Below are 21,661 nucleotides of genomic sequence, written 5' to 3' on the forward strand. Positions count from 1 at the left end.
GTCGGCGACCTCAAAGCTGCAGCCCAGCCTGTTACACGTCTGCGGCGAGATAGCTCCCGGCTACAATTGATATGAAAGACAAGACCGGTATGAGGCACAAAATAAAAATAGATCAGGGACAGGCGCGTGCCGCCGTCGCAGGCGCCTGCCTAGTAGTTGTCGCAGCGTGCTCGGGGAGCGACGCGTCCCAAGTCGGCGCAAACACCTCCGTCTCCGACGTAGCCGATAGCCAAGCGGTTGATACCGAAATCGTCACGAAAATCGAAGAACCTGCAGAAGCAGAAACGCTCTCATCAAAATCGCAGACGGAGAGCCCAGAACCGAAATACGAGACCGCGGGCTCACAAGCGCTCTTTGACCAAAGTGTGGTGCGAACCTTCGAGATCAACCTGTCTGCTGAGTCCCTCGCCAAACTCGATGCCGATCCAGCAGCCGAAGAGTACGTCGAGGGAAGCCTGACCTTTGACGGCGAGACAATCGAGCGGATCGGCGTTCGATACAAAGGGTCGATCGGGGCGTTTCTGGGCTGCACCGAAGGGCCCAACCCATTCGAGCCATCGGGGGCAAAGACATGCTCAAAACTGTCGATCAAACTGAAGATCAACTGGGATGGCGCCGACACTGAGTTCTACGGGCAACGCAAAGTCCAACTCCATTCGATGAACAACGATCCGACCCTCATGCGCGAAAGATTGGGCTACCTAATGTTCGCTGAGGCTGGTGTCCCTTCACCGCGAGCGACTCACGCTCGAGTGGTGATCAACGATGAGTTCGTCGGCCTGTTTGCGCTCATAGAGCAAATCGACGGACAGTTCGCACGCGATCGCTTCAGTGACGGAAATGGGAACCTGTACAAAGAGGTCTGGCCATTCGACGCAGACGGCGAAGTTCAGTCGATAGAGGTTCTGATCGACGGCTTAAAGACGAACGAGAAGGACGATCCGTCAACAGACTTGACCCGGTCTCTGGCCAGCGAAATACTCGACTCCGGCGCGACAACAGATGCTGCGGCCGCGCGTCGGGTGCTCGGCGAGCGCACCGAAATGGACTCATTCGTTGCCTACGCAGTGGTCGATCGAGCGATCAATCACGACGATGGGCCGTTCCACTGGTACTGCAGCTCGACGTGCGAGGCCCACAACTACTACTTGTACGAAGAACCTGCGGCAGACGTTCTCCACATCATTCCCTGGGATCTGGACAATGCAATGCAGAACTGGACGCCGGACGACGCCAACCCGATCGCTCAGTTCACGAAGATTGCCGATGAATTCGGAGAGATAAGTAATGACTGCCAGCCGTTTCAGTTCGGCGGCCTGGCTCCCCCCCAGCGTTCTGCCGCGTGCGATCCACTAACCGCTGCGTGGTCGCTGCTCGACGAAGAGTTCGACCGGATTAATGCCGAATTCCGGTCAGGACCTTTTGCCATCGAAAACGTGTCCGAACTGCTGGAATCATGGCGGACACAAATTGCACCGCATGTCGCCGTAGCCGCCGATGCCGACCCGCAAGCACTGACCGTTGATGTCTGGAACGCGTCACTCGACCAACTACTCGCCGACATTGCCGCCGAACCCTCCCGTCAGGAGTCCTAAATGTCCACAGGCGCACTGGTGGCCGCAGATCTGATCGCCGTATCGATTCTTGCGTTCGCTCTGTACTTCCCGCGACATCGCCGGCGAGACATGATCGTCGCAATCCTCTGCATCAACATCGGCGTGCTCGCAGTGGCGACAACACTGGCTCAATCCACCGTGTCAGCCGGCCTCGGATTGGGGTTGTTCGGGGTCTTGTCGATTATTCGGCTGCGGTCCCAGGAACTCGATCAAGAGGAGGTCGCCTACTACTTCTCGGCTCTAGCGCTAGGACTTCTCGGAGGCATTCAGGTCGAACCGGCATGGGTGACCCCCGTGCTGATGGCAGCGTTGCTAGCAGCGTTGTTTGTTGGCGATCACCCCCGTCTCTTTTCGAGGACACGAACGCAAACTGTGACCCTTGGGGCGGCGTACACATCTGAAGTCCAGCTAACGGAACGACTAGAAGAAATGCTGGGTTGTCGAGTCAGGCGACTCAAGGTCCGGCAGATCAATCTCGTGAACGACACAACCGTGGTGGACGTTCGCTACGAACTCGTCGGTGACGGCCCGCCCCCCAGAGCGCAGCGCACCGGATGAGCGAATTCGACCGTGGCTTCGCCGCAATGGTCGCAGAGATGCCTTGCGTTCAACTCGGCGAGGTCAACGAGGCAGCAGCATTGCAGACGAGAATTGACCGAAAGTACGTGGTCGCTCTCGATTTGCTTGACAGATTGGACTTTGACGAGCACGTCATGGTGCTCGAAATCGACACCCGCCGCCATTTCCGCTACGCAACGACCTATTACGACACTAAAGAACGCGATCTTTATCTCGACACCGCCTACCGCCGCCCGACTCGCTTCAAAGTGCGAATTAGATCGTACGTTGATTCGGGTCTGACGCTGCTGGAGGTCAAACGCAAGGATGGTCGCAGTAAGACCGTGAAAAGTCGACACCCGGTCGCGACCGGTGAAGAACTTTCTTGTCTGACCCCGTCGATGCGAGCTTTCGTGAATGCCGAAGTCGACACCGGGCTGACCGACCGACTTTGCATCGCAGCAACGACGCGGTTCAATCGCACGACGGCCGTCGACACTGTCGTCGGAGCTCGCTACACCATTGACCGCGATGTCCGTGCCGACACACCCGACGGTCACATCGCCTCGCTGACAGAGGCAGCAGTCGTCGAGACCAAGTCCAGCGGAGTGCCTACTCCACTCGATCGGTTTCTGTGGTCGCAAAATATACGACCAGCTAGCTTCAGTAAATATTGCACGGCAATGGCAATTCTGGAACCGTCACTGCCTGCGAACCACTGGCATCGCACCCTCAATCGATACTTTGGCAGGCATGAACAATCGGCGTCGCACGAAGAAACATCCGGTTGACGCCGCCATCAGCTTTTAGACACCGTAGAGAGGACGGGCGTCACCTGCCACACGCCGCGAAGCCGACGAGGCGTGTGATGCCGCAGGGTTGGGCTCCGACGGCAACCTCCTCGAGATGCTCGAGATGGAGTTGATCTTTGAGTAGCGGCTTTACTGTTCGCAGGCGTGTCGTCGCAGCCAGAACAGAAAGCAGACGTTCTTGCTCGGAAGACTAGAGCATGCGTTTACAGCGACGTCCAGTACCGAATCGGACCTCGAACGAAGCGTCAAGCCATCGACGCTTGCCGGCTCGTTCTTGGCTGAGGTGCACAACGGGCGTGCCTGCGGCCAAGATGTGGCCATGACGTCAAGACTGATCACCGGGTCGACGATCTCGGCGCTAGCTCTCGCAGCATGTGGAGGCAGCGAACGATCAGTCGCCCGGGGTTTTTGCGGACCGGTCCGCAAAAACCCCGACACAAACCTGGATATCCCGGTCCGAGGGGTGGATTGGGCAGCGTCTACGGTCGGAGCATGACCTACGCACCGGCGGACCGGCCGTTCTATGACGCTGACAGCCACATCATGGAGCTGCCGAACTTCTTGATCGACTACGCAGACGCCGCGCTGCGCGACAAGATCCGTCCGGTCAGCTACCAGGCGTCGCTGGTGACGGACGAGGAGGTGGACGCGATTGTCGCCAACGGGTCGAAGCACAGCCCGGCGCACGTCGAAGCACAGGTGGCACTTGGTGATCAGCTGATTGCAGAGTCGAAGGAGATCCAAGCGCTCGGGGCCTTCGACAGTGATGACCGGTCGGTCGCGATGGACATGCTCGGCTTCAAGAAACAGTTGGTTTTCGCCACCCACAGCGTGGTCACGCCGTTCTCGATGAGCAGCAAGCTCGGTGACGATCTTCGCTATGGCGCGACGCGTGCGCACAACCGTGCGATGAGCGATTTTGTTGCCAACGATGCTCGGCTGATGGGGGTTGGCGTCGTGCCGCTCAACAACCCTGAACTCGCCGTCGCTGAACTCGAGTTCGCGCTTGAGGCGGGGATGGAAGCAATTTGGGTGCCGCACTACGCGCCCGGCGACATGTCACCTGGTCACGTCGACCTGTACCCCTTTTGGGAGCGTCTGGCCGATTCGGAAACGCCGTTCGTCCTGCACGTCGGCGGCGCACCATTGCAGCTCGACCCGAAGTGGACTCACACCGGTCGACCTCCGGTTCGTGACTGGATGGGTGGTGGAGAGAATGTGCGGAGCAAGGACATGGCCGTGATGCACCAGGGGCCCGAGACGTTCCTGTCGGTCTTGGTGATGGACGGCATTTTCGAGCGCTTTCCAAAGCTCCGCGGTGCCAGCGTTGAACTCGGCGCGGGGTGGGTGCCAGCGATGATCCAGCGGCTCGATTGGGTCGTTCGATCATGGAGCAAGGTCGATCAGTATCTCGCCGAACTGAAGAGGGTGCCGTCAGAGACGTTGCGGGAGCAGATGGCCTTCACGCCGTTCGTGTTCGAAGACGTCGGAGCGCTGATCGATGCGTCGGCCGACGACCTGTATCTGTTCTCCAGCGACTACCCGCACGTCGAGGGTGGGAAGGATCCGATCGGACGCTTTGAAAAGTCGCTTGGCGATCGGCCGCCGGCGACACGTGACAACTTTTACGCTGAGAACTTCCTGCGACTGTTTCCGAACGCTCGTACACACTGAACACGGCTGGGTTAGGTTTCCGGAATGAGGTGGAACTAGTGGAGCGCAGGATCTACGGCCTCGAGAACGAATACGGGATCACCTGCACGCTCCGAGGGCAGCGGCGGCTGAGCCCCGACGAGGTCGCTCGCTATCTGTTCCGGCGCGTCGTGTCGTGGGGACGAAGCTCCAATGTGTTTCTGCAGAATGGTGCTCGCCTCTATCTCGATGTTGGCTCGCACCCCGAATACGCAACGCCCGAGTGCGATTCGCTGTACGAGTGTGTTGTCCATGACAAGGCGGGGGAGCGCATCCTCGAACAGCTCGTCGAATCAGCAGAGCAGCGCCTCGCCGAGGAATCCATCCGCGGCACGATCTATCTGTTCAAGAACAACACTGACTCAGCGGGCAACTCGTACGGGTGTCACGAGAACTACTGCACCAGCCGCGACGACGACCTCGGCAAATATGCCGAGGTGCTGATCCCGTTTTTCGTCAGTCGGCAGATTTACACGGGCGCCGGCAAGGTGCTCCAGACGGCGCGGGGTGCCACCTATTCGATCGCACAGCGTGCAGAACACATCTGGGAGGGCGTGTCGTCGGCGACCACGAGGAGCCGCCCGATCATCAACACCCGCGATGAGCCGCACGCTGATGCCGAGAAGTACCGACGACTGCATGTCATTGTCGGCGACTCGAATATGAGCGAGTACACCACGTTTCTCAAGATCGGCGCCGCAGCGTGCATGCTCCGCATGCTCGAGGATCCGAACGTCGTGCTGCGCGACATGACCCTTGAGAATCCGATTCGAGCCATTCGAGAGATCAGCCACGACATCACCTGCCGCCGAACGGTGCGACTGGCCAACGGTCGCGAGGTCAGCGCCCTCGACATTCAACGCGAGTACCTCGATCGTGCCCTGCGGTACGCCGACGGCCCGGGCTTCCCGCCGCTTGAACAGAAGGCACTCGAGATGTGGGAGCACTGCATCACCACGATCGAGGACGATCCGCTCAAGCTCGACCGTGAAGTCGATTGGGTCATCAAGTACAACCTGATCGAGAAGTTCCGCGAACGCCACGACCTGCCGCTCGGCCACGCCCGGGTGCAACTCCTCGATCTCCAGTATCACGACGTGACCCGGAGCCGCAGCCCGTTCTACAAGATGCAGGACCGAGGTCTGGTCGAACGGCTGTGCACCGATGCGGACATCAACACGGCGATCGACGTTCCACCGCAGACAACCCGAGCGCGATTGCGCGGCGAATTCGTGAAGCGCGCCAAGGAACGCAAGCGCGACTACACCGTCGATTGGGTCCACCTGAAGCTCAATGACCAGGCCCAACGCACCGTCTTGTGCAAGGACCCGTTCAAGAGTCGAGACGAGCGGGTCGAGCAGCTCATCGAGTCGCTCTGACGTCAATCGTTCCGATGTGGCGGATACGGTTGGACGCTCGTGACGATTCAAGACGACGGTTCGCCGCTCCCGCACCCGGAGGGACCGAGAAGCGATGGATCATCTGATCCCAGAGCGAATGAATCGGACCTTGTCGTCGGCGCATCGCAGCACGCGGACAGCGACGGTGAGGTTCCGCTCAACGAGCCGACGTCCAAGCGGCCATCAGGTGCGCGTGCGTTCTTCGACTGGGTTGTGGTCATCGCCGTCGCCTTGCTTGTCGCCTTCGTCGTCCGTGGCTTTGTCCTCGCCCATTTCGTCGTCGAAGGCCAGTCGATGGCGACGACGCTCGACACGGGCGACCGCGTCTTTGTCAACAAGTTGTCGTATCGGCTGCACGACCCAAACCGTGGCGACGTTGTCGTACTGCACCAGATCACCGGGACTTCCGAGCGCGACTTGATCAAGCGAGTCGTCGGGCTGCCGGGCGAGACCATTGAGATGACCGGGTGTGTCGTGCGGATCACCGAGCCAGGCAGCGATGCTCCACAGATTCTCGACGAGCCGTACCTGGATGAGGCTGATCGGGCTCCTGGCACTTGTGGTCCAGATGTCACGTCGCAAGTGGTCCCCGACGACCATGTCTTCGTGATGGGCGACAATCGTGGCGGAAGCCAGGACAGTCGAGCCCTTGGGCCCATCAACGAAGACGACCTGGTTGGCCGCGCGTTTGTCGTGTTCTGGCCTCGCGACAACTGGCAATGGTTGTGAAGACGCCTTCGCCGTCCGACGCCTGACGGAGCCGTTCAGGGTTTCAGGGCAGCTGTCCGCCAACCTCATGGCGGAAGACATCCATCATGATGTCGGTGTGGTCGCTGTACACAGCGTCGAGGCCCATGCGAAACGCCGTCTGCAGCTGATAGTCGTACTGCATGTCCCAGCCGAACGCGACCAACTCGAAACGGTGGAAGAGCGCCGCGAGTCCGCCGTTCCAATCCATCCGGTGCAGGTTGATGCCGTCGATGCCGTGATGGGCGAGTGAGGCGGCGCGGCGTTCAGGGCCCTCGCGCAAACGATCCAGCCGGGTGGAGTTCAGAATGCGTACGTTGGGAAGTAATGGGCGGTAGCGCAGACAACGCTCGAAGTCGGGTTCGCACAGCCAGGTCCGGTTGAGCATGTCGGGATCGTGCGCCTGGATGACCTCGACGATCACCTCTGCTGCCTCGGGATCCTTGACATCGAGTGACAGCTCATAACCGACGCCACAGGTCGTGAGGAGCTCAGCGAGTGTCGGAATGTGCTCCGGAAGGTCCCCTCGAGCGACTTCGCTGATCGGGCGGCGGCGCATACCGCGCTTGACCACGCCATCGTGATCGAGGACCGCAACGCTGTCGGAGGTGAGCCAGACATCGCTCTCGAGGCCAGAAGCACCGAGCCGCAGGGCCAACGCAAATGCCTCGATCGTGTTGTCCGGTGCATGGGCCCGCGCGCCGCGGTGCGCGAAGGTGATCGGGGGGTCAAGGCGGGAGGGGAGACGCTGTTGCACTGCCCAGATGATGGCAGCCCCGTAGACTCGATGACGTGTTCAATCTCCAGGGCAGTGAGATCATCGTCATCCTGCTCCTCGCCCTCGTCGTCCTCGGTCCCGAAAAGCTGCCTGATGCCATTCGGAAGTTCAGCCAAACCTATGGCGAGCTCAAGAAGATGGGCAACGGGTTTCAGAGCGAACTGAAGTCCGCCCTCGACGAGCCGATGCGCGAGATGCGCGAGACCGCTGACCTCGTCAAGAAGGCCGCAGATCCGGCGCGCGTGGTCGAAGATTCCGAGAACGAAGCGCGCCTGCGGTCAGAGGCGGACGCCGCGATGCTCGCAGCGACTCCAGATATTCCGGTGAGTGACGAAGCGTTGGCCATCTCCGACCCGGCCGGCGTCGACGAAATCACGCCGGTCAACGGCACGAAGATCAACCAAATCGCTGCATCAATGGCCCGTGGCCCGGTGGAACATGTGCCGCACGGCGAGGTACAGCCGGACCCGGCGTCGGCGCCGTTGACGTCACTGACCGCGCCGCCTGTCGGCGCTGCAGACTCCTTCGCCCCGCCCGCACCGACCGATGAGCCTGTCGATGCACCGCCACCGGAGACGACGTGACCGCGGACGAACAGGTGGCGGAGCCAGCTGAAGACACGCAAACCCTCACAGAACATCTCGGTGAGCTCCGGACCCGGATCATTCGTTCGGCGCTGGCCGTGCTGATCGGAATGGTCGTCATCATCGCGCTCTACGATCAGGTGCTCGAGTTCCTCAAGCAGCCATACGTTGATCTGTGCACGAGCAAGGCCGAGGACTTCTGCGACCCGAACCTGTTCATCACTTCCCCAACGGAGGGGCTCTCCACGCGGATTCGGGTGGGAATGTACGGGGGCATCATTGTGGCGCTGCCGGTCATTCTGTGGCAGATCTGGCGGTTTGTCGTGCCGGCACTGCACGCCAAGGAAAAGAAGTACGCCATTCCGTTCGTCGTGTCCTCGCTCGTGTTGTTTGCAGCCGGCGGCACGCTTGCCTACATCACGGTCGGCCGAGCCCTCGACTTCCTCATCGGCTGGGCTGGCGAAGATGTTGGAGAACTCTTCACGGTCAGCAGCTACATCAGTTTGATCGGACTGATGATCTTTGCCTTTGGAGTTGGCTTTCTCCTTCCGGTCCTTTTCGTCTTTCTCCAATTGGTCAACGTGGTCACCCCGCGGACGCTGCTGAAAAGCTGGCGGTACGCCACGATTGGAGTTTTTGTGCTCGCCGCGGTGATCACACCGTCGGGCGATCCGGTCACCTTGATGATGCTGGCGCTGCCGATGCTGTTCCTGTACTTCGTGGCGATCTTTGTCGGGTTCCTCGTGTTGCGTAAGCGACCCGAAGCAGCCTGAGGACCACCGCATGCGCGCTGATCGAGATGAGCTGACTTCTCGCTACTCGTTCCCGATCGACCGGTTCCAGCGCGAGGCGTTCGACGCGCTTGACGATGGCAAGCACGTCGTCGTTGCAGCACCGACCGGCAGCGGCAAGACGGTTGTTGCCGAGTACGGCATCGATGCGACCATCCGTGATGGCAAACGCGCCTTCTACACGGCGCCGGTCAAGGCACTGTCGAACCAGAAGTATCGAGACCTCATCGCTCTCCACGGCGAAGACAAGGTTGGTCTCCTGACGGGTGATAACTCGATCAACGGGGACGCGCCGATTGTCGTCATGACCACCGAAGTGCTGCGGAACATGATCTATGGACGGTCACGAACGCTCGACGATCTCGGTCTCGTCGTGTTGGATGAAGTGCACTTTCTTCAGGACGCGTTTCGGGGGCCGGTTTGGGAAGAGGTGATGATCCACTTACCGCACCATGTGCGATTGGTGTGTCTCTCGGCGACGGTGAGCAACGTCGCTGAACTCGCCGAGTGGATCAGCACCGTACGCGGTGCGACCGAAGCCATCACCGAGTTGCGTCGCCCGGTTGAACTGGCCAACCAATACCTCGCGAAGGACCGGACCGAGGGCCGGCTGCATTTGCTCCCGACATTCGTTGGGGGAGCGGTCAACCGGGACGCGGTGCGGCTTGACGAGTCGGCGATTCGGCACGCGCCCAGGGCGAGCGCCGGGCAGAGCCGCAAAGAGGCGAATCGCACGGGCAACGCCAAAGGAGCGCACCGTCGCAAGTTGGTCCCGCCTGGACGTGTCGAGACGCTGGAGTTGCTCGATGACCGCCAGATGTTGCCGGCGATTTTCTTCATTTTCAGCCGCAATCAGTGCGATGAAGCCGCGAAATCATGCGTTGACGCAGGGGTACGCCTGACAACCGAGGCCGAGCAAGCTGCGATCCGCGTCATCATCGACGAGCGACTGGGCGCCCTCGATCCTGCTGACCTTGCGGTGTTGGGTTACGACCAGTTTGTTCGACAGCTCGAAGCGGGAGTTGCAGCGCACCACGCCGGAATGGTTCCGCCGATGAAAGAGGTTGTCGAGGCCTGCTTTATCGAAGGTCTCGTCAAGGCGGTATTCGCCACCGAAACTCTCGCTGTTGGCATCAACATGCCGGCACGCAGCGTTGTGATCGAGAAGCTCACCAAGTTCACCGGTGAACACCACGAACAGCTCACGCCGGGGGAGTACACCCAGCTCACGGGAAGGGCTGGGCGACGTGGCATCGATGACCGTGGGAGCGCTGTGGTGCTCTGGTCGCCGTGGGTGCGATTCGATGAGGTTGCCAAGCTTGCAGGCAGCTCGCAGTTCCACCTTCGATCAGCGTTCCGGCCGACCTACAACATGGCTGCCAATCTGATTCGTACGTACGAGAGCGAGCGAGCACACGATCTTCTCAATCTCTCGTTTGCCCAGTACCAGGCCGATCGAGACATTGTGAAGATGCAGGCGCGGCTCGAGCGCCGCCGGCACGCTCTGGCCGAACTCCAAGCAGAGGCGAAGAGTCCGTTGGGCGACATCGAGGAATATCGCACGCTGCGCAACGCCGAGCGGGAGGCGCGCCGATTCGGTCGTGATGAACGTGTTGAAGAGATCGAAGCTGCCTTGAGACGGCTGGCACCTGGGACGGTCATCTATCTGATGAAGGGCAAGCACCGTGGTCCCGTCGTGGTGATGACCAGTGCGAGTCGCAAGGATGGAGCCCGGTTGCGTGTTGTCAACAAGGGCGGCGATTCCTTGCAAGCCACCGTCGAAGACTTCGATGCGGCTCCCGCTGTACTCGGTTCGGTCAAGATGCCACCGAATTTCGCTCCGAATCGCAAGGACTTTCGCCAGGAGCTCGCCTATCGGCTTCGCAAGACAAGCCTCGCCCAGCCACAGAACCCCTCGAATCGTCGAGGGCGTCGCGACACCGCCAATGCCGATTTGCATCCGGTCGCCCGCGACCCGGACCTGAAGCAACGGATGCAGGCTGCCGGACAAGCTGCCCGCGTCGCCCGGGAGGTCGCGGAGATCGAGGGACGCGTCCACGGCAAGACACAGACACTTGCACGCGATTTCGATCGGATCCTCGGCGTACTCGAAGCCTACGGATACGCCGATGTCGCTGACTGGGACCTGACGCCTGACGGCGAGATGTTGGCGCGCATCTTCCACGAGTCTGACCTTTTCGTCGCTGAAGTCGTCCGGGCCGGTCTACTCGACGGTCTCGGCGCGGCGGATCTCGCTGCCCTTGTCTCGACGCTGGTGTACGAACATCGCAGTTCTGAACCGCCGCCGCGGCCGTGGTTCAGTAACGACGAGATCCGCGGCCGCTGGCAGCGAATTGCTGCGATCAGTGAGGACCTGGCAGCGCACGAACGTTCTGCGGGTGTCAATGAGCACCGCGGCCCCGACCCGACCTTTGCCGCAATCGCCTACGCCTGGGTGGCAGGCGAAGGATTCGCCGAGGTGGTCGACGCCGATGAGCTGACCGGTGGGGACTTCGTTCGAACAACCCGCCAGCTCATCGACCTGCTTCGCCAGCTCGCGATTGTTGCCCCGTCGCGGGCGACTCGGCGCGCTGCAGGTCAAGCTGCCGAGGCTGCGTTCCGCGGCGTTGTGTCCGACAGCGCTGCGCCGACCGCGCCGCAAACCGAACCGGCATGACCATCGAGAAGGGTCAGCCGTGGGGAACCACGGTCGACCGACCTGACAATCTTCGGTATCTCGCCGATGATGCGGCAATCGCCACTGCGCTCCGGGACGGCTCCGGTCATCCGGTCGCGGTGACTGGTGGTGACCTGCACCGAACCGTCGGCGGTCGCGACCCCGTTGGTCGAGAGCAGGTCCTCAAACTGCCGATCGATCTGCTGCGCGTCACGCTCGACGATGGCGAACCCCAACACGCCTGTGCGCACGTACTGATCCAATGGCCTGCGGCCAGAGGTGGGTGGTGGCGCGGACCGGTGGTGATGATCATGAACGCCGAATTCGTCGGCGACTGGCACGTGGTTGCGCGTGGCCATCCAAACGACGGCCGCGCTGAGAGTTGTGCTTGGGATACTGACTTCGGACTGAGACAGCGTTGGGAAGCCCGGCGACGTCTTCCAGGAAATCAGCATGTTCCTCACCCTCAGATCGAGACTCGGTCGTTTCGTGAGCGAACGTGGGAGTTTGATCAGACAATGCAGGTCCGCATTGACGGCGCTCGGGCGGCGTCAGCGAGACGGGTCGAGATCATCGTCGAGCCGGACGCTGCGACGATCTACGCCTGACGGCGACCGAGCGACCAGCGGGTGCGCGGCAACATCGCTTCCATCTCGGCGTCCATGGCGGCATCGGCCTCGCCGTTCACAGCAGCGGCGCGGGCCCTGCTCGCATGCGCTGCGTAGCGCCGCGCGCCCAGGGCAGCGGTCGCTCCGTGCAAGACGACCGAGAACGTGACGGTGAGGGAGATGACGCCCACGAGCTGGTCGGCTTGTTCCGAGCGCTCCTCGAGTTCTTCCAGCAACAAGATGGCGAAGACGATTGAAGCGAGTCCGCGCGGCCCGAACCAGCCGATGAACAACTTCGCCATGGGGTCGCAACCTGAGCGAAACAGCGCAATGAAGACCGGCACGATTCGAACCACGGTGAGGCTGGCGATCGCCGCGAGGAACACCGACGGACCGAAGTCACCGAGTGCGTCGCCGACAAAGAGATTGCCAAACACGAAGAACGTGACGGCCCCGAGGAGCTCGGCGGCGTCCTCGGTGAACTCAGCGAGGTGTTCGGCGTCTTCTGGGCCTTCCATGTCGTCATTGGTGCGGTTTCGAGCAAAGCCTCCGCTGCCGAACGCAAGGCCTGCCACGAAGGCGGCGATGAACCCGTTGCCGCTCCACGCCGTCGCAAGGGTGAACGCCATGATCGGCAAACCAAACGTGGCGATCTGCTCGTATCTGCCGTCCGACCAGCCCGCGTGGCGAGTCGTCCGCAGCACGGTGATCCCCAGCAGCCCAAGCACGAGACCGATTGCCGTGCCGATGCCGATTTGCTGGGTCACGAAGCCGACCCACGATCCGGACGACTGTTGCATGTCAACGACAATGCTGGTTGCGACAGCGACGACGGGAACGACGAGGCCGTCGTTCAGGCCAGACTCGACGTTCAGCGCAAGCCGGTCCCGGGCTGGCACGTCGGGATTCGACACGACGGCACTGCCGAGTGCGGCATCGGTGGGCGCCAGGATCGCAGCAAGCAGGAGCGCCTGGGCGACGGGCCATCCGGGGAAGATGACGAGGTTGAGGCCCATGCCGAGCAGCACGGTGAGGGGAAGACCGATACCGAGGAGGCGGGCCGGCAGTTCCAGCGACTGGCCAAGTCGGGGGAGCGAGAGGCGCGTTGCATCGCTGAACAGGATGACGGCGAGTGTCAATTCGGCGAGGAGCGCGATTGCGTCAAGTTCGGGAGCGACTCCGACGATGCCGCTGGCCGAGAGCAGAGCGCCGGCAGCAACGAACACCATGGGCATGGTGATGGGTGAGGCGTCGAGTCGCCGCGAGACCGCTGTGAAGGCGAGCAGGACGATCGCGATGATCGCGATTTCTGCTGGCTCCATGCCCGGACCGTACAACCTCGGGTGAATCCCTGTCTGAGGCCCTGGTCGGTCGTAGAGTACTGCTCCGTGGCCGTCTACGTCCCAGAGTCATTTTCGCCAGGCGAGTCCGACATCCTCCGTCGTTACTTCACCAACCTTGATGGGCCGGTGTTCGCGCTCGTCAACTTGCCCGAGGTCGTGAAGGGCGCGTTGTTTGCCCGCTATAGCCGGAGCCCGAAATCATTGCGCCGACTGTTCCTCGATGAGTTTGTCGGCGACCTCGACATCTCGGGCGACCTGTCCGTCGATGCCACTGTCGGGCTCGACCGAGCCGAGGAGCTGTACGAGCGGGTCTTCTTCGACTATGGCGACGATTCAGTCGCACAGCTTGGTGGAGTACACCTTGCCTGCGAGCAGGCGTCGAACATTCTCACCAAGGTGCTCGAGTGGGGTCGCTTGATGAGCTACCTCGAACAGAGCACCCGCTACATCGCGTATGACTCACGGCTCGGCGGCCGCTACCGGTACTACCGCGATCCGGCTGTTTTGGCGGGGCCGCTCGGCACTCGTTATGTCGGCGACCTCGACCGCATCTTCGACGCCTACAGCCAATGCGCTGAACTCGTCACTGAGCATGTACGCAATTCAGTCGATCGTGGTGACAGCAGCGAGTTTGTCTACCGCACGGCGACCAAGGCCAAGGCGCTCGACGCCGTGCGTGGCATCTTGCCTGCAGCAGCAACATCGAACGTCGGAATCTACGGTACGGGCCAAGCCTTCGAGGCGCTTCTGCTCCGGATGCGAGCCAGTGCGCTGCCGGAGGCGCGTGACTATGCCGATCTGATGCTGCACGAACTGCGCAAGGTGATCCCGAGTTTCCTTCGACGGGTCGATCTCCCGGACCGCGGTGGCCGCTGGAGCGAATACCTGGCGTCGACCCGCACCGACACGTCGGCGATTGTCAACGACCTCTTCGGTACGTCCCCGGTTGAGGTTGCTCCTGAGGTTGAACTTGTCGACTTTGACCCTGATGCTGAGGACAAGATCCTCGCCGCCATCTGTTACTCCCACTCGTCACTCCCTGAGCACCAACTCATCGAGAAGGTCCGTCAACTCGGCATCGATGAGAAGGTTTCGCTGATGCGTGCCTATGTCGGAGAACGCGACAACCGTCGGCATAAGCCAGGTCGAGCGTTCGAGCGCAGCTTCTACCGATTCGATGTGCTCAGCGACTACGGAGCGTTCCGCGACATGCAGCGCCATCGCATGCTCACCATTGAATGGCAGCGGCTCACTCCCAACCACGGCTACACGCGGCCTGAATTGGTTGACGAAGCTGGCGTTGGTGACCAGTTCGACGAAGCGATGCATCGCTCTGCCGGGCTGTATGACGCATTGAACCCGGAGTTCTCCGAGCAGGCGCCCTATGCCGTTTCAATGGCCTATCGCATGCGTTACAACATGCAATTCAACGCCCGCGAGGCAATGCACATGCTCGAATTGCGGTCGTCGCCGCAAGGCCACCCGTCGTATCGCCGCGTGGCACTCGAGATGCACCGCCTGATCGGTGAGCAAGCCGGTCATCACGCAATTGCAGCCACCATGAATCACATGACGAATGAGGCCCCCGAGTTGGAGCGGCTCGAGGCGGAGCGTCGTGCTGAGGCCCGTCGAGACGCTGCGGAGACCTGAAAGATGTACTTGTGACCGGTGTCACAAGTTTGGTAGCCGACCTCATGTCATCAGCAAGCGTATGCTCCGCCCGCAACGGTCCTCGCAAGAGCGAGGGTCATCAGAACGAGATCGAACGGCGACAACGGCAACATGGCTGAAGACGAGATCAACGAAGCAGAAGTCGAAGAGGTTGAAGAAGAAGCTGAGGACGTCGATGTCGACGTCGACGCCGACGACCTGGACGACGATGACGACGGCGCGGTGCCTGCTGACGACGACGATGACGATGTCGTCGACGACGACGACGAGGCAGAAAAAGACGCGCCGAAGACGAAGCGTAAAGCTGCCGATGATGATGACGACGATGACGACGAGCTACTTGACGACGACGTCGAAGAGGATCTCGACAAGATTCTGAAAGATCGTCTCGTGGCAGCGGACGACGAAGAGGAAGAAGCGGACGAGCCAGAGCCCAAGGGCGAAGGTGATGAACGCCTCCAGCCGAAGCAGCAGAACGAGCAGCTCTGCAGCTCTTGTTTCCTTCTCGTCAAGTCGTCTGCCCCGAACTGCCCCGTCGGCGACGACGACTGCCCGATCTTTTCCTGAGCGCTGGGCTCGATGGCATCGTCAGCTCCAACGCCCGCTGAGCGGGCGATTGCCGCGGCGTTCTACGCCCCGATCGGCCTCGGAGCGCAACTGGTCGACAACTTCCCAGGGACGGTCAACAAGGCGCGCCAGCAGATTGTTTTTGCGCGGTTTATCGGGAAGATGGCCGTTGATCAGGGCGCCAGCGAGCTGCGCCGACGACTCGCGCCGCCTGCCGCCGGCTCAGAGTCGGAACGCCAACACGTACCCGAGCCGGACGACGGACCGGGCGACGCGCATGACGAAGCCGCAGACGAACACACACCCGAACCGGTTCCGGGCCCTGCCGAATTGGCGCTGCCCGACTATGACCAACTGCCGGCTTCGCACATCGTGAGCAAGCTGTCCGGACTGACCCCGAACGAACTCGATGCCCTTGAGGCATATGAGATGGCACATCGACACCGGCGCACCGTGTTGGGCAAAATTCTCCAATTGAAAGCGGTCTGACGTGCTCGACCCCACGGTGCGCCGAGCAGCGAGCGATGACGCCGATGACATCGATCAGATCGGACTGCTCGAACGTGAGGCTCGCGCTGCCCTGATCGGCCAGCGCGGTGGCGAACGCTGGCTGATCGAACATCCAGAAGTTGGCGCAGCGTGGACAGAACGCTGCCTGACCGCCGACGTGTGGGTCGCACACATTGAGCGGGTCGTCGTGGGCTACCTCGTTGCAGTGCTCGGGCCAGACCACATTGTGCGTGTTGATCAGGTGTGGGTGACACCCGAGGCTCGGGAACTTGGCTTTGGCGATGGAATGCTCGCTGCAGCCATTGCCGGAGCAGTCGAGCGCGGTGCTGAAGCGGTCGAGGGGCAAGCGCTCCCGGGGGATCGCCACACCAAGAACCTCTACGAGCGTGCCGGAATCGTCGCTCGCTTGATCACCACGTATAAACGACTCTGAATCAGCGGCCCTGCCAGTTCGGCGGACGCTTTTCGATGAACGCGGTCAACCCTTCCTTGAGGTCCTCTGACGACATCACCTTGCGCATTGCATCGTTGGTCATCTTCTTCAGCGTTGCATCGTCTTCGTAGGCGGCTGCCAGTACGACCTGGCGGCTCTCCCAAACCGCCATTGGGGCAGACTGGCTGATCTGTTCGGCAAGCTTGGTCGCTTCAGCCAGAGCCTCGCCGGGCGCTGCGAGTCGTGACACGAGTCCGAGACTGAATGCCCGTTCCGCCGGAATGGGCTCACCGGTCAGAATGGCCTCCATAGCCGCGGCCTGGCCGATGGCGCGGGGGAGTCGAAAGAGACCACCAGCTCCGGCGATGAGGTTGCGCTTGACCTCTGCGAGCCCAAAAGCAGATTGAGTGCTCGCGACGACGAGGTCTGCGGCGAGCACGATTTCACACCCGCCGGCAGTCGCAAGACCATCGACGGCAACGATGACTGGTTTGCGGCGTTCGCGGTAGACGAAACCGGCGAAGCCGCCCCGTTCAGTGTTCAGCCGCGCAGCATCACCGGAGTTGATGGCTTTCAGGTCTGCGCCCGCGCAGAAGACTGGACGGGACTGCCCCTCGGTGTTGGCCTGGATAATGCCCACCCACACAGCATCGTCAGCTTCAAGCCGGTCAATGGCGGCTTCAAGTCCCTCGGCGACGTCGCCGTTGACGGCGTTTCGAGCCTCGGGGCGGTTCAGTGTGATGACCGCGATGCGGCCGTTGGCTTCGTAGGTGACGATGTCAGACATGGCCAAACACCGTACGCGGCCCGAGCCGCTGAGAGCCAGCTGGCGGGCGTCAGCTGTCGGCGGCGTCCGATGACTCTGAGTCGGGTGCGCTCTCTGCGGCTGGTGCATCTGAAGCATCTGAAGCTTCTGCCGAGATTGCGTCGGTAGACGGAGTCTCTGCGTCGTTGGCAGAGTTGTCTGTCACTTCGGCCGCGGTTGCGTCGGACTCGGCAGAAGCGGCAGCGTCTTGCTCGGCCTGCGCTGCTGCTTCCGCCGCCGCTGTTGCTGCGGCCTCTTCAGCGGCAGCTGCTGCGGCCTGCTCGGCTTCCTGCTTGGCCTTCATGACCGTGGCGATGTCACGCATGCCCTTGGGCCGATCCTTGGGAGGGCGTGAGCCACGATCGTTGCGGCTGTCGCGGCCGCCCCTGTCGTCACGTCCGCCGCCCTGTCGCTTGTCGCCGCCTTCGCGCTTGTCGCTCGGACGCTTTTCGTCACGGGCCTTCTTCTGATCTTTGCGGCTCGTGGGACGGAGCGGCTTGGGGCGCTTCGCATCCTTTGGTACCTCGACGCCGATCAGCGATGCGATCTGGGGGAGGAGCGGGCCGAGGCGCAGCACCGTCTTTTTCAGGTCATCAGTGATTGTGGTCGGTGGAACGGTCGGCATGACGAGCGCCCGGACCGGCGAGAACGCCGCTGCTTCGAGCACGGCCGACCAGCGGTCGCCTGAATCCTCTGGAAGCAGCGAGGCCGTCGCTGCCTCTCCGAGTCGCTTGGCGAGCTGGGGCGGGAACATGACGCCGGCCTTCGGCGGCTGCGACGAGAGACGGAGCGCTCGGATCACGCGGCCGACAGTCAGCGCAGCGTCGACGTCTTCGAGCCAGTGCGCCATCTCTTCGGTCTGCTTGGTGACCAGAGAGGCCTTGAGTTCTTCGGCGATTGCCCTGGTCGACTCGTCACGAGCGACCATCGAGTCATCACTTGCTGCCACGACACTGCGCAGATCGCGCAGATCGAGGTGTTGCATCTGGCGCTGAGCCGCCTCGGCTCGGTCGAGCCAGTCGGCAACACGCAACTTGGGAAGCATCTCCTCGGCCATCTTGGTGATGCTCGCCTCGGGCATCTCCGGCTTGCCGTCGGCCTTGAGCTTGGCGTTCTCTTCTTTGACGCGGTTGCGCACGGCAGACATGCCCTGGAGCGCGAGCTCGGCAATGGGGCGCTGCTCTTCGGGCACGGCTGCAAGCACCTCTTGAGTGCGAGCTTTGCCGGGGCGGAGACGCTTCGGCTTGGGCCGCTGCGGAACCTCGGGTGGAGCTTCGAAATGGGGACGCTTCGGGCGCTCGGTGCGTTCGCGCTTGTCGCCATCGCGGCCACCTTCGCGCTTGGGCTTGTCGCCGTCACGGCCACGTGGGGCAGCGCCGTCACGGCCACGCCCACCGTCGCGACCGCGTGGTCGGTCGCCGTCGCGGCCACGACCGCGCCCGTCGCCGTCGCGATCCCCGCGTCCGCGCTTGGCGCGAGTTTCGATCACTGCCTCAAACGGCTTGTCGTCAGGAATGAATTCGAGCAGATCGGTGCGGGCAGCTTTCTCGCGGCCCTTCACGACTGAAAGAATCTCCATGCCGTCGAGCATCTGCTCGGCTTCGACTTTGAGTTCGTCACCGACCTGCACCCCGTCGGGCAAGATCGATGCTTCGACCGTACCTTTCGGCTTGAGGGCTCCGGCTTTGCGCCATGTCCAAGAACCGTCCGAGAGCGCGCTCGTGAGTTCGATGTCAATCCTGCGGGGCATAGACCAACTAACGTATCGGGTTGAACTTCCCGATCCGCGTTCACAACTTCGCTCGGATCGCCGGATGTGCCTATCGTGCGGCGATGCCCATCTACGCCCTCGGCGATCTCGAACCCACGATCAGTAGCGAGGCCTGGGTTCATCCTGACGCAGTCATCATCGGTGATGTTCGAATCGGCCCGCGATCATCGATTTGGCCATGTGCTGTTTTACGCGGCGACGGCGGCCACATCGAGATCGGCTCGGGAACGTCGGTCCAAGACACCTCCGTACTGCACACGACACCGATGTGGCCGACGGTCGTCGGGGACAACTGCGTCCTGGGGCATGGCATTCATCTCGAAGGCTGCACGCTTGAGGACGACGTACTGATTGGCAATCACGCGCAAGTGCTCCATCGCGCCCTGATCAGGTCGGGTTCGATCGTTGCGGCAAACTCCGTGGTGCTCCAAGACATCGAAGTGCCGTCCGGGGCCATGGCGGTCGGGTCCCCGGCTCAGATCAAGCCGGATCGGGCTCGGGTCGACGACATCAAGATGGCGTCGGCGGCGTATCTCGAGCGCATCGAGGTGTACCGCACTGACATGCGTCGCCTCGATTGACCGCCAGACTGTGACCGTGAGCAACAAGACGTTCCATGTGACGGTTCCGGTGGCTGAGCAAGACATCGCCGCAGACCGACTCTGGCAGATGGGTGTCGAGGCAGTTGGTCTCAGCGATGAGGTCGATGGGCTGATCGAGCTTTGGACGTCGGTGGGCAGCACCGGCGCGGCCATCGAGCGAGCCGTCGCGATGCTTGAACCGCACTGGACATGGCGGGCGGCCGACGTCGTTGCGCCTGACGAAACCTGGCGAGATCATGTCGCTCCCACCTGGTACCGAACGACTGGTGTCGTGGTGCCGGCGTGGAAGCTCGGCGATGCAGATGTGGGAGCGGCAGTACACGTCACGTTGATCGAGCCGGCAAGTTCGTTCGGGCTCGGCGACCATCAGACGACGAAGCTCACGTTGCGGCTGTTGTCGGAGCATCTCGACGTTGCCGAACCAGCCACGTTGCTTGATGTTGGTTGCGGATCGGGCGTCCTCGGTGTGCTCGCGGCCCAGCGCGGCGTCGAGACCATTCGCTCCACCGACATTTCTGCCGGTGCGGTGGAGGCGACCCAGGCCAACGCCGCCCTCAACGGCGTCGCCGGTCAGATCGACGTCGACATGGCGATGCTCGACTCCATCGAGGGTCCGTTCGACGTCGTCGTGGCCAACATTTTGGCCCCCGTGCTCGTCGCCCTTGCCCCGGACCTGCGTCGGCTCACCGCCGTGGCCGGCACGTTGATCATCAGCGGGATCTTGGCCGAGAATCACCAGCACGTGCTTGATGCGCTTGCGCCGCTCGTTGTGATTGACACTGTCACCGAGGACGGTTGGGCAGCGATCTCGCTCAGGAACTGAGTTGGTCCAGCAACCGCCGGGTCGCCCCCGCGTCGGGAATCGACGGGATCGCGCCAGGTCGACCAACGGCAAGAGCGCTCGCGGCAACTGCCCACTCTGCGGCGTCGGTGATCGACGCCCCATGCGCCAACCGCGCAGAGAGCGCCCCGCAGAACGTGTCGCCGGCCCCCGTGGTGTCAACGACGGGAACGCGAGGCGCGGGGATCTGATGTTGTTCACCCGCTGCTGTGTGGATTTCGATGCCCTGCTCGCCGCGCGTGGTCACCACGGTGGCGACGCCAGCATCGAATAGCGCCTCGACGCCGCCGAGCAGACCGACTTCGTGTTCGTTCGGCACCACGATGTCGCAGAGACGGAGCAATTCGATGGGAAGTTGGATGGCGGGCGCCGGGTTGAGGATGGTGGTCGCACCTCGGGCGCGCCCGGCACGGAAGGCATGGGTGACTGCATCGAGTGGGACCTCGAGTTGGCAGAGCACGACCAGCGCGGAGATCGAGGCGGGAGCGACCACCGTGGCGTTGGCACCCGGGACCACCACGATGCTGTTCTCGCCGCGGTGATCGACAGTGATGAGCGCCCGGCCGGTCGGCACATTGTCGCGGTCGACGAACTGCGAGAGGTCGATTCCTTCGATCTCAGCAACTGAGCGCAGCGTGCGCCCGGCGTCATCGGTTCCGATGGCGCCGACGAAGGATGTCGACGCCCCGGCGCGGGCCGCAGCGACTGCCTGATTCAGCCCTTTGCCGCCGGGGTATTCGGCGAAGTCATCGCCGAGGACGGTTTCACCTGGCGAAGGGTGCCGTTCAGTTCGAACGACGAGGTCAAGATTTGCACTCCCGAGGACGGTGACGTCGAACACGGACCGCAGCGTAG

At 62.1% G+C, this 21,661-nt stretch carries 21 protein-coding genes; 16 read left to right on the forward strand and 5 right to left on the reverse strand.

The features are described 5' to 3' along the window. The first annotated feature begins 71 nt into the window (after positions 1–71). From ACH2DW_RS07215 to lepB, 6 genes are all read left to right on the forward strand, one after another. Positions 72–1,595 carry a CotH kinase family protein gene (locus tag ACH2DW_RS07215; RefSeq protein ID WP_394929054.1) on the forward strand — a complete coding sequence of 508 codons (1,524 nt, stop codon included), beginning with the start codon at positions 72–74 and terminating at the stop codon, positions 1,593–1,595. After that, positions 1,596–2,174, forward strand: a complete 579-nt coding sequence (locus ACH2DW_RS07220) for a DUF4956 domain-containing protein (RefSeq protein WP_394929055.1) — start codon at positions 1,596–1,598, stop codon at positions 2,172–2,174. Next, positions 2,171–2,965, forward strand: a complete 795-nt coding sequence (locus ACH2DW_RS07225) for a polyphosphate polymerase domain-containing protein (protein ID WP_394929056.1) — start codon at positions 2,171–2,173, stop codon at positions 2,963–2,965. Before ACH2DW_RS07220 ends, ACH2DW_RS07225 begins: the two co-directional genes overlap by 4 nt. Positions 2,966–3,478: 513 nt before the next feature. Next, a complete protein-coding gene (locus tag ACH2DW_RS07230; protein ID WP_394929057.1) occupies positions 3,479–4,660 on the forward strand; it encodes an amidohydrolase family protein in 1,182 nt (393 codons plus the stop codon). A gap of 38 nt (positions 4,661–4,698) precedes the next feature. Continuing rightward, entirely contained in the window at positions 4,699–6,057 is a 1,359-nt protein-coding gene (pafA, locus tag ACH2DW_RS07235) for a Pup--protein ligase (protein WP_394929058.1), read from the forward strand. Positions 6,058–6,096: 39 nt separating this feature from the next. Then, on the forward strand, positions 6,097–6,807 hold the full coding sequence (gene lepB, locus ACH2DW_RS07240) for a signal peptidase I (RefSeq protein ID WP_394929059.1): 711 nt from the start codon (positions 6,097–6,099) through the stop codon (positions 6,805–6,807). Between the two features lie 43 nt (positions 6,808–6,850). Here lepB and ACH2DW_RS07245 read toward each other — a convergent pair whose 3' ends face one another. Beyond that, positions 6,851–7,582 (reverse strand): glycerophosphodiester phosphodiesterase, encoded by a 732-nt coding sequence (locus ACH2DW_RS07245; protein WP_394929060.1) that lies wholly within the window; start codon positions 7,580–7,582, stop codon positions 6,851–6,853. Positions 7,583–7,617: 35 nt separating this feature from the next. Here ACH2DW_RS07245 and ACH2DW_RS07250 point away from each other — a divergent pair, with 35 nt between their 5' ends. Genes ACH2DW_RS07250 through ACH2DW_RS07265 form a run of 4 tightly spaced genes read left to right on the forward strand, consistent with a single transcriptional unit; the run spans position 7,618 to position 12,263 of the window. Continuing rightward, positions 7,618–8,187, forward strand: coding sequence for a twin-arginine translocase TatA/TatE family subunit (locus tag ACH2DW_RS07250; RefSeq protein ID WP_394929061.1), 570 nt, complete (start codon positions 7,618–7,620; stop codon positions 8,185–8,187). Beyond that, the gene (gene tatC, locus ACH2DW_RS07255; protein WP_394929062.1) at positions 8,184–8,960 is read left to right on the forward strand and encodes a twin-arginine translocase subunit TatC; all 777 of its coding nucleotides are present in this window, start codon (positions 8,184–8,186) and stop codon (positions 8,958–8,960) included. Before ACH2DW_RS07250 ends, tatC begins: the two co-directional genes overlap by 4 nt. A gap of 10 nt (positions 8,961–8,970) precedes the next feature. After that, positions 8,971–11,655 (forward strand): DEAD/DEAH box helicase, encoded by a 2,685-nt coding sequence (locus ACH2DW_RS07260; RefSeq protein ID WP_394929063.1) that lies wholly within the window; start codon positions 8,971–8,973, stop codon positions 11,653–11,655. Then, positions 11,652–12,263, forward strand: coding sequence for a hypothetical protein (locus ACH2DW_RS07265; protein ID WP_394929064.1), 612 nt, complete (start codon positions 11,652–11,654; stop codon positions 12,261–12,263). The genes ACH2DW_RS07260 and ACH2DW_RS07265 overlap by 4 nt, the downstream gene beginning before the upstream one ends. On the opposite strand, the gene ACH2DW_RS07270 is transcribed toward ACH2DW_RS07265, so the two are convergent. Beyond that, positions 12,254–13,585: a cation:proton antiporter gene (locus tag ACH2DW_RS07270; RefSeq protein ID WP_394929065.1), complete on the reverse strand. Its 1,332-nt coding sequence runs from the start codon at positions 13,583–13,585 to the stop codon at positions 12,254–12,256. The two genes, ACH2DW_RS07265 and ACH2DW_RS07270, sit on opposite strands and share 10 nt — an antisense overlap. 66 nt (positions 13,586–13,651) lie before the next feature. Between ACH2DW_RS07270 and ACH2DW_RS07275 the strand changes: the two genes are divergently transcribed. The 4 genes from ACH2DW_RS07275 (at position 13,652) to ACH2DW_RS07290 (ending at position 16,787) form a co-directional block, all read left to right on the forward strand. Beyond that, on the forward strand, positions 13,652–15,256 hold the full coding sequence (locus ACH2DW_RS07275; RefSeq protein ID WP_394929066.1) for an FAD-dependent thymidylate synthase: 1,605 nt from the start codon (positions 13,652–13,654) through the stop codon (positions 15,254–15,256). Positions 15,257–15,388: 132 nt separating this feature from the next. Beyond that, the gene (locus ACH2DW_RS07280; RefSeq protein ID WP_394929067.1) at positions 15,389–15,844 is read left to right on the forward strand and encodes a hypothetical protein; all 456 of its coding nucleotides are present in this window, start codon (positions 15,389–15,391) and stop codon (positions 15,842–15,844) included. A gap of 12 nt (positions 15,845–15,856) precedes the next feature. After that, positions 15,857–16,333 (forward strand): hypothetical protein, encoded by a 477-nt coding sequence (locus ACH2DW_RS07285; RefSeq protein WP_394929068.1) that lies wholly within the window; start codon positions 15,857–15,859, stop codon positions 16,331–16,333. Position 16,334: 1 nt separating this feature from the next. Then, complete coding sequence (locus tag ACH2DW_RS07290) at positions 16,335–16,787, forward strand: GNAT family N-acetyltransferase (protein ID WP_394929069.1); 453 nt, start codon at positions 16,335–16,337, stop codon at positions 16,785–16,787. Position 16,788: 1 nt separating this feature from the next. Here the strand turns inward: ACH2DW_RS07290 and ACH2DW_RS07295 are convergent, their stop codons facing one another. Together ACH2DW_RS07295 and ACH2DW_RS07300 are read right to left on the reverse strand one after the other, a co-directional pair. Beyond that, complete coding sequence (locus ACH2DW_RS07295; protein WP_394929070.1) at positions 16,789–17,574, reverse strand: enoyl-CoA hydratase-related protein; 786 nt, start codon at positions 17,572–17,574, stop codon at positions 16,789–16,791. Between the two features lie 49 nt (positions 17,575–17,623). Further along, positions 17,624–19,342: a hypothetical protein gene (locus ACH2DW_RS07300; RefSeq protein WP_394929071.1), complete on the reverse strand. Its 1,719-nt coding sequence runs from the start codon at positions 19,340–19,342 to the stop codon at positions 17,624–17,626. Between the two features lie 83 nt (positions 19,343–19,425). Here ACH2DW_RS07300 and ACH2DW_RS07305 point away from each other — a divergent pair, with 83 nt between their 5' ends. Then, complete coding sequence (locus tag ACH2DW_RS07305) at positions 19,426–19,944, forward strand: gamma carbonic anhydrase family protein (protein ID WP_394929072.1); 519 nt, start codon at positions 19,426–19,428, stop codon at positions 19,942–19,944. Positions 19,945–19,960: 16 nt separating this feature from the next. Beyond that, the gene (locus ACH2DW_RS07310) at positions 19,961–20,788 is read left to right on the forward strand and encodes a 50S ribosomal protein L11 methyltransferase (protein WP_394929073.1); all 828 of its coding nucleotides are present in this window, start codon (positions 19,961–19,963) and stop codon (positions 20,786–20,788) included. On the opposite strand, the gene ACH2DW_RS07315 is transcribed toward ACH2DW_RS07310, so the two are convergent. After that, a complete protein-coding gene (locus ACH2DW_RS07315; protein WP_394929074.1) occupies positions 20,778–21,647 on the reverse strand; it encodes a ribokinase in 870 nt (289 codons plus the stop codon). The two genes, ACH2DW_RS07310 and ACH2DW_RS07315, sit on opposite strands and share 11 nt — an antisense overlap. Between the last annotated feature and the right edge of the window lie 14 nt (positions 21,648–21,661).

Source organism: uncultured Ilumatobacter sp. (assembly GCF_963980585.1).
Classification (GTDB): Bacteria; Actinomycetota; Acidimicrobiia; order Acidimicrobiales; family Ilumatobacteraceae; genus Ilumatobacter_A.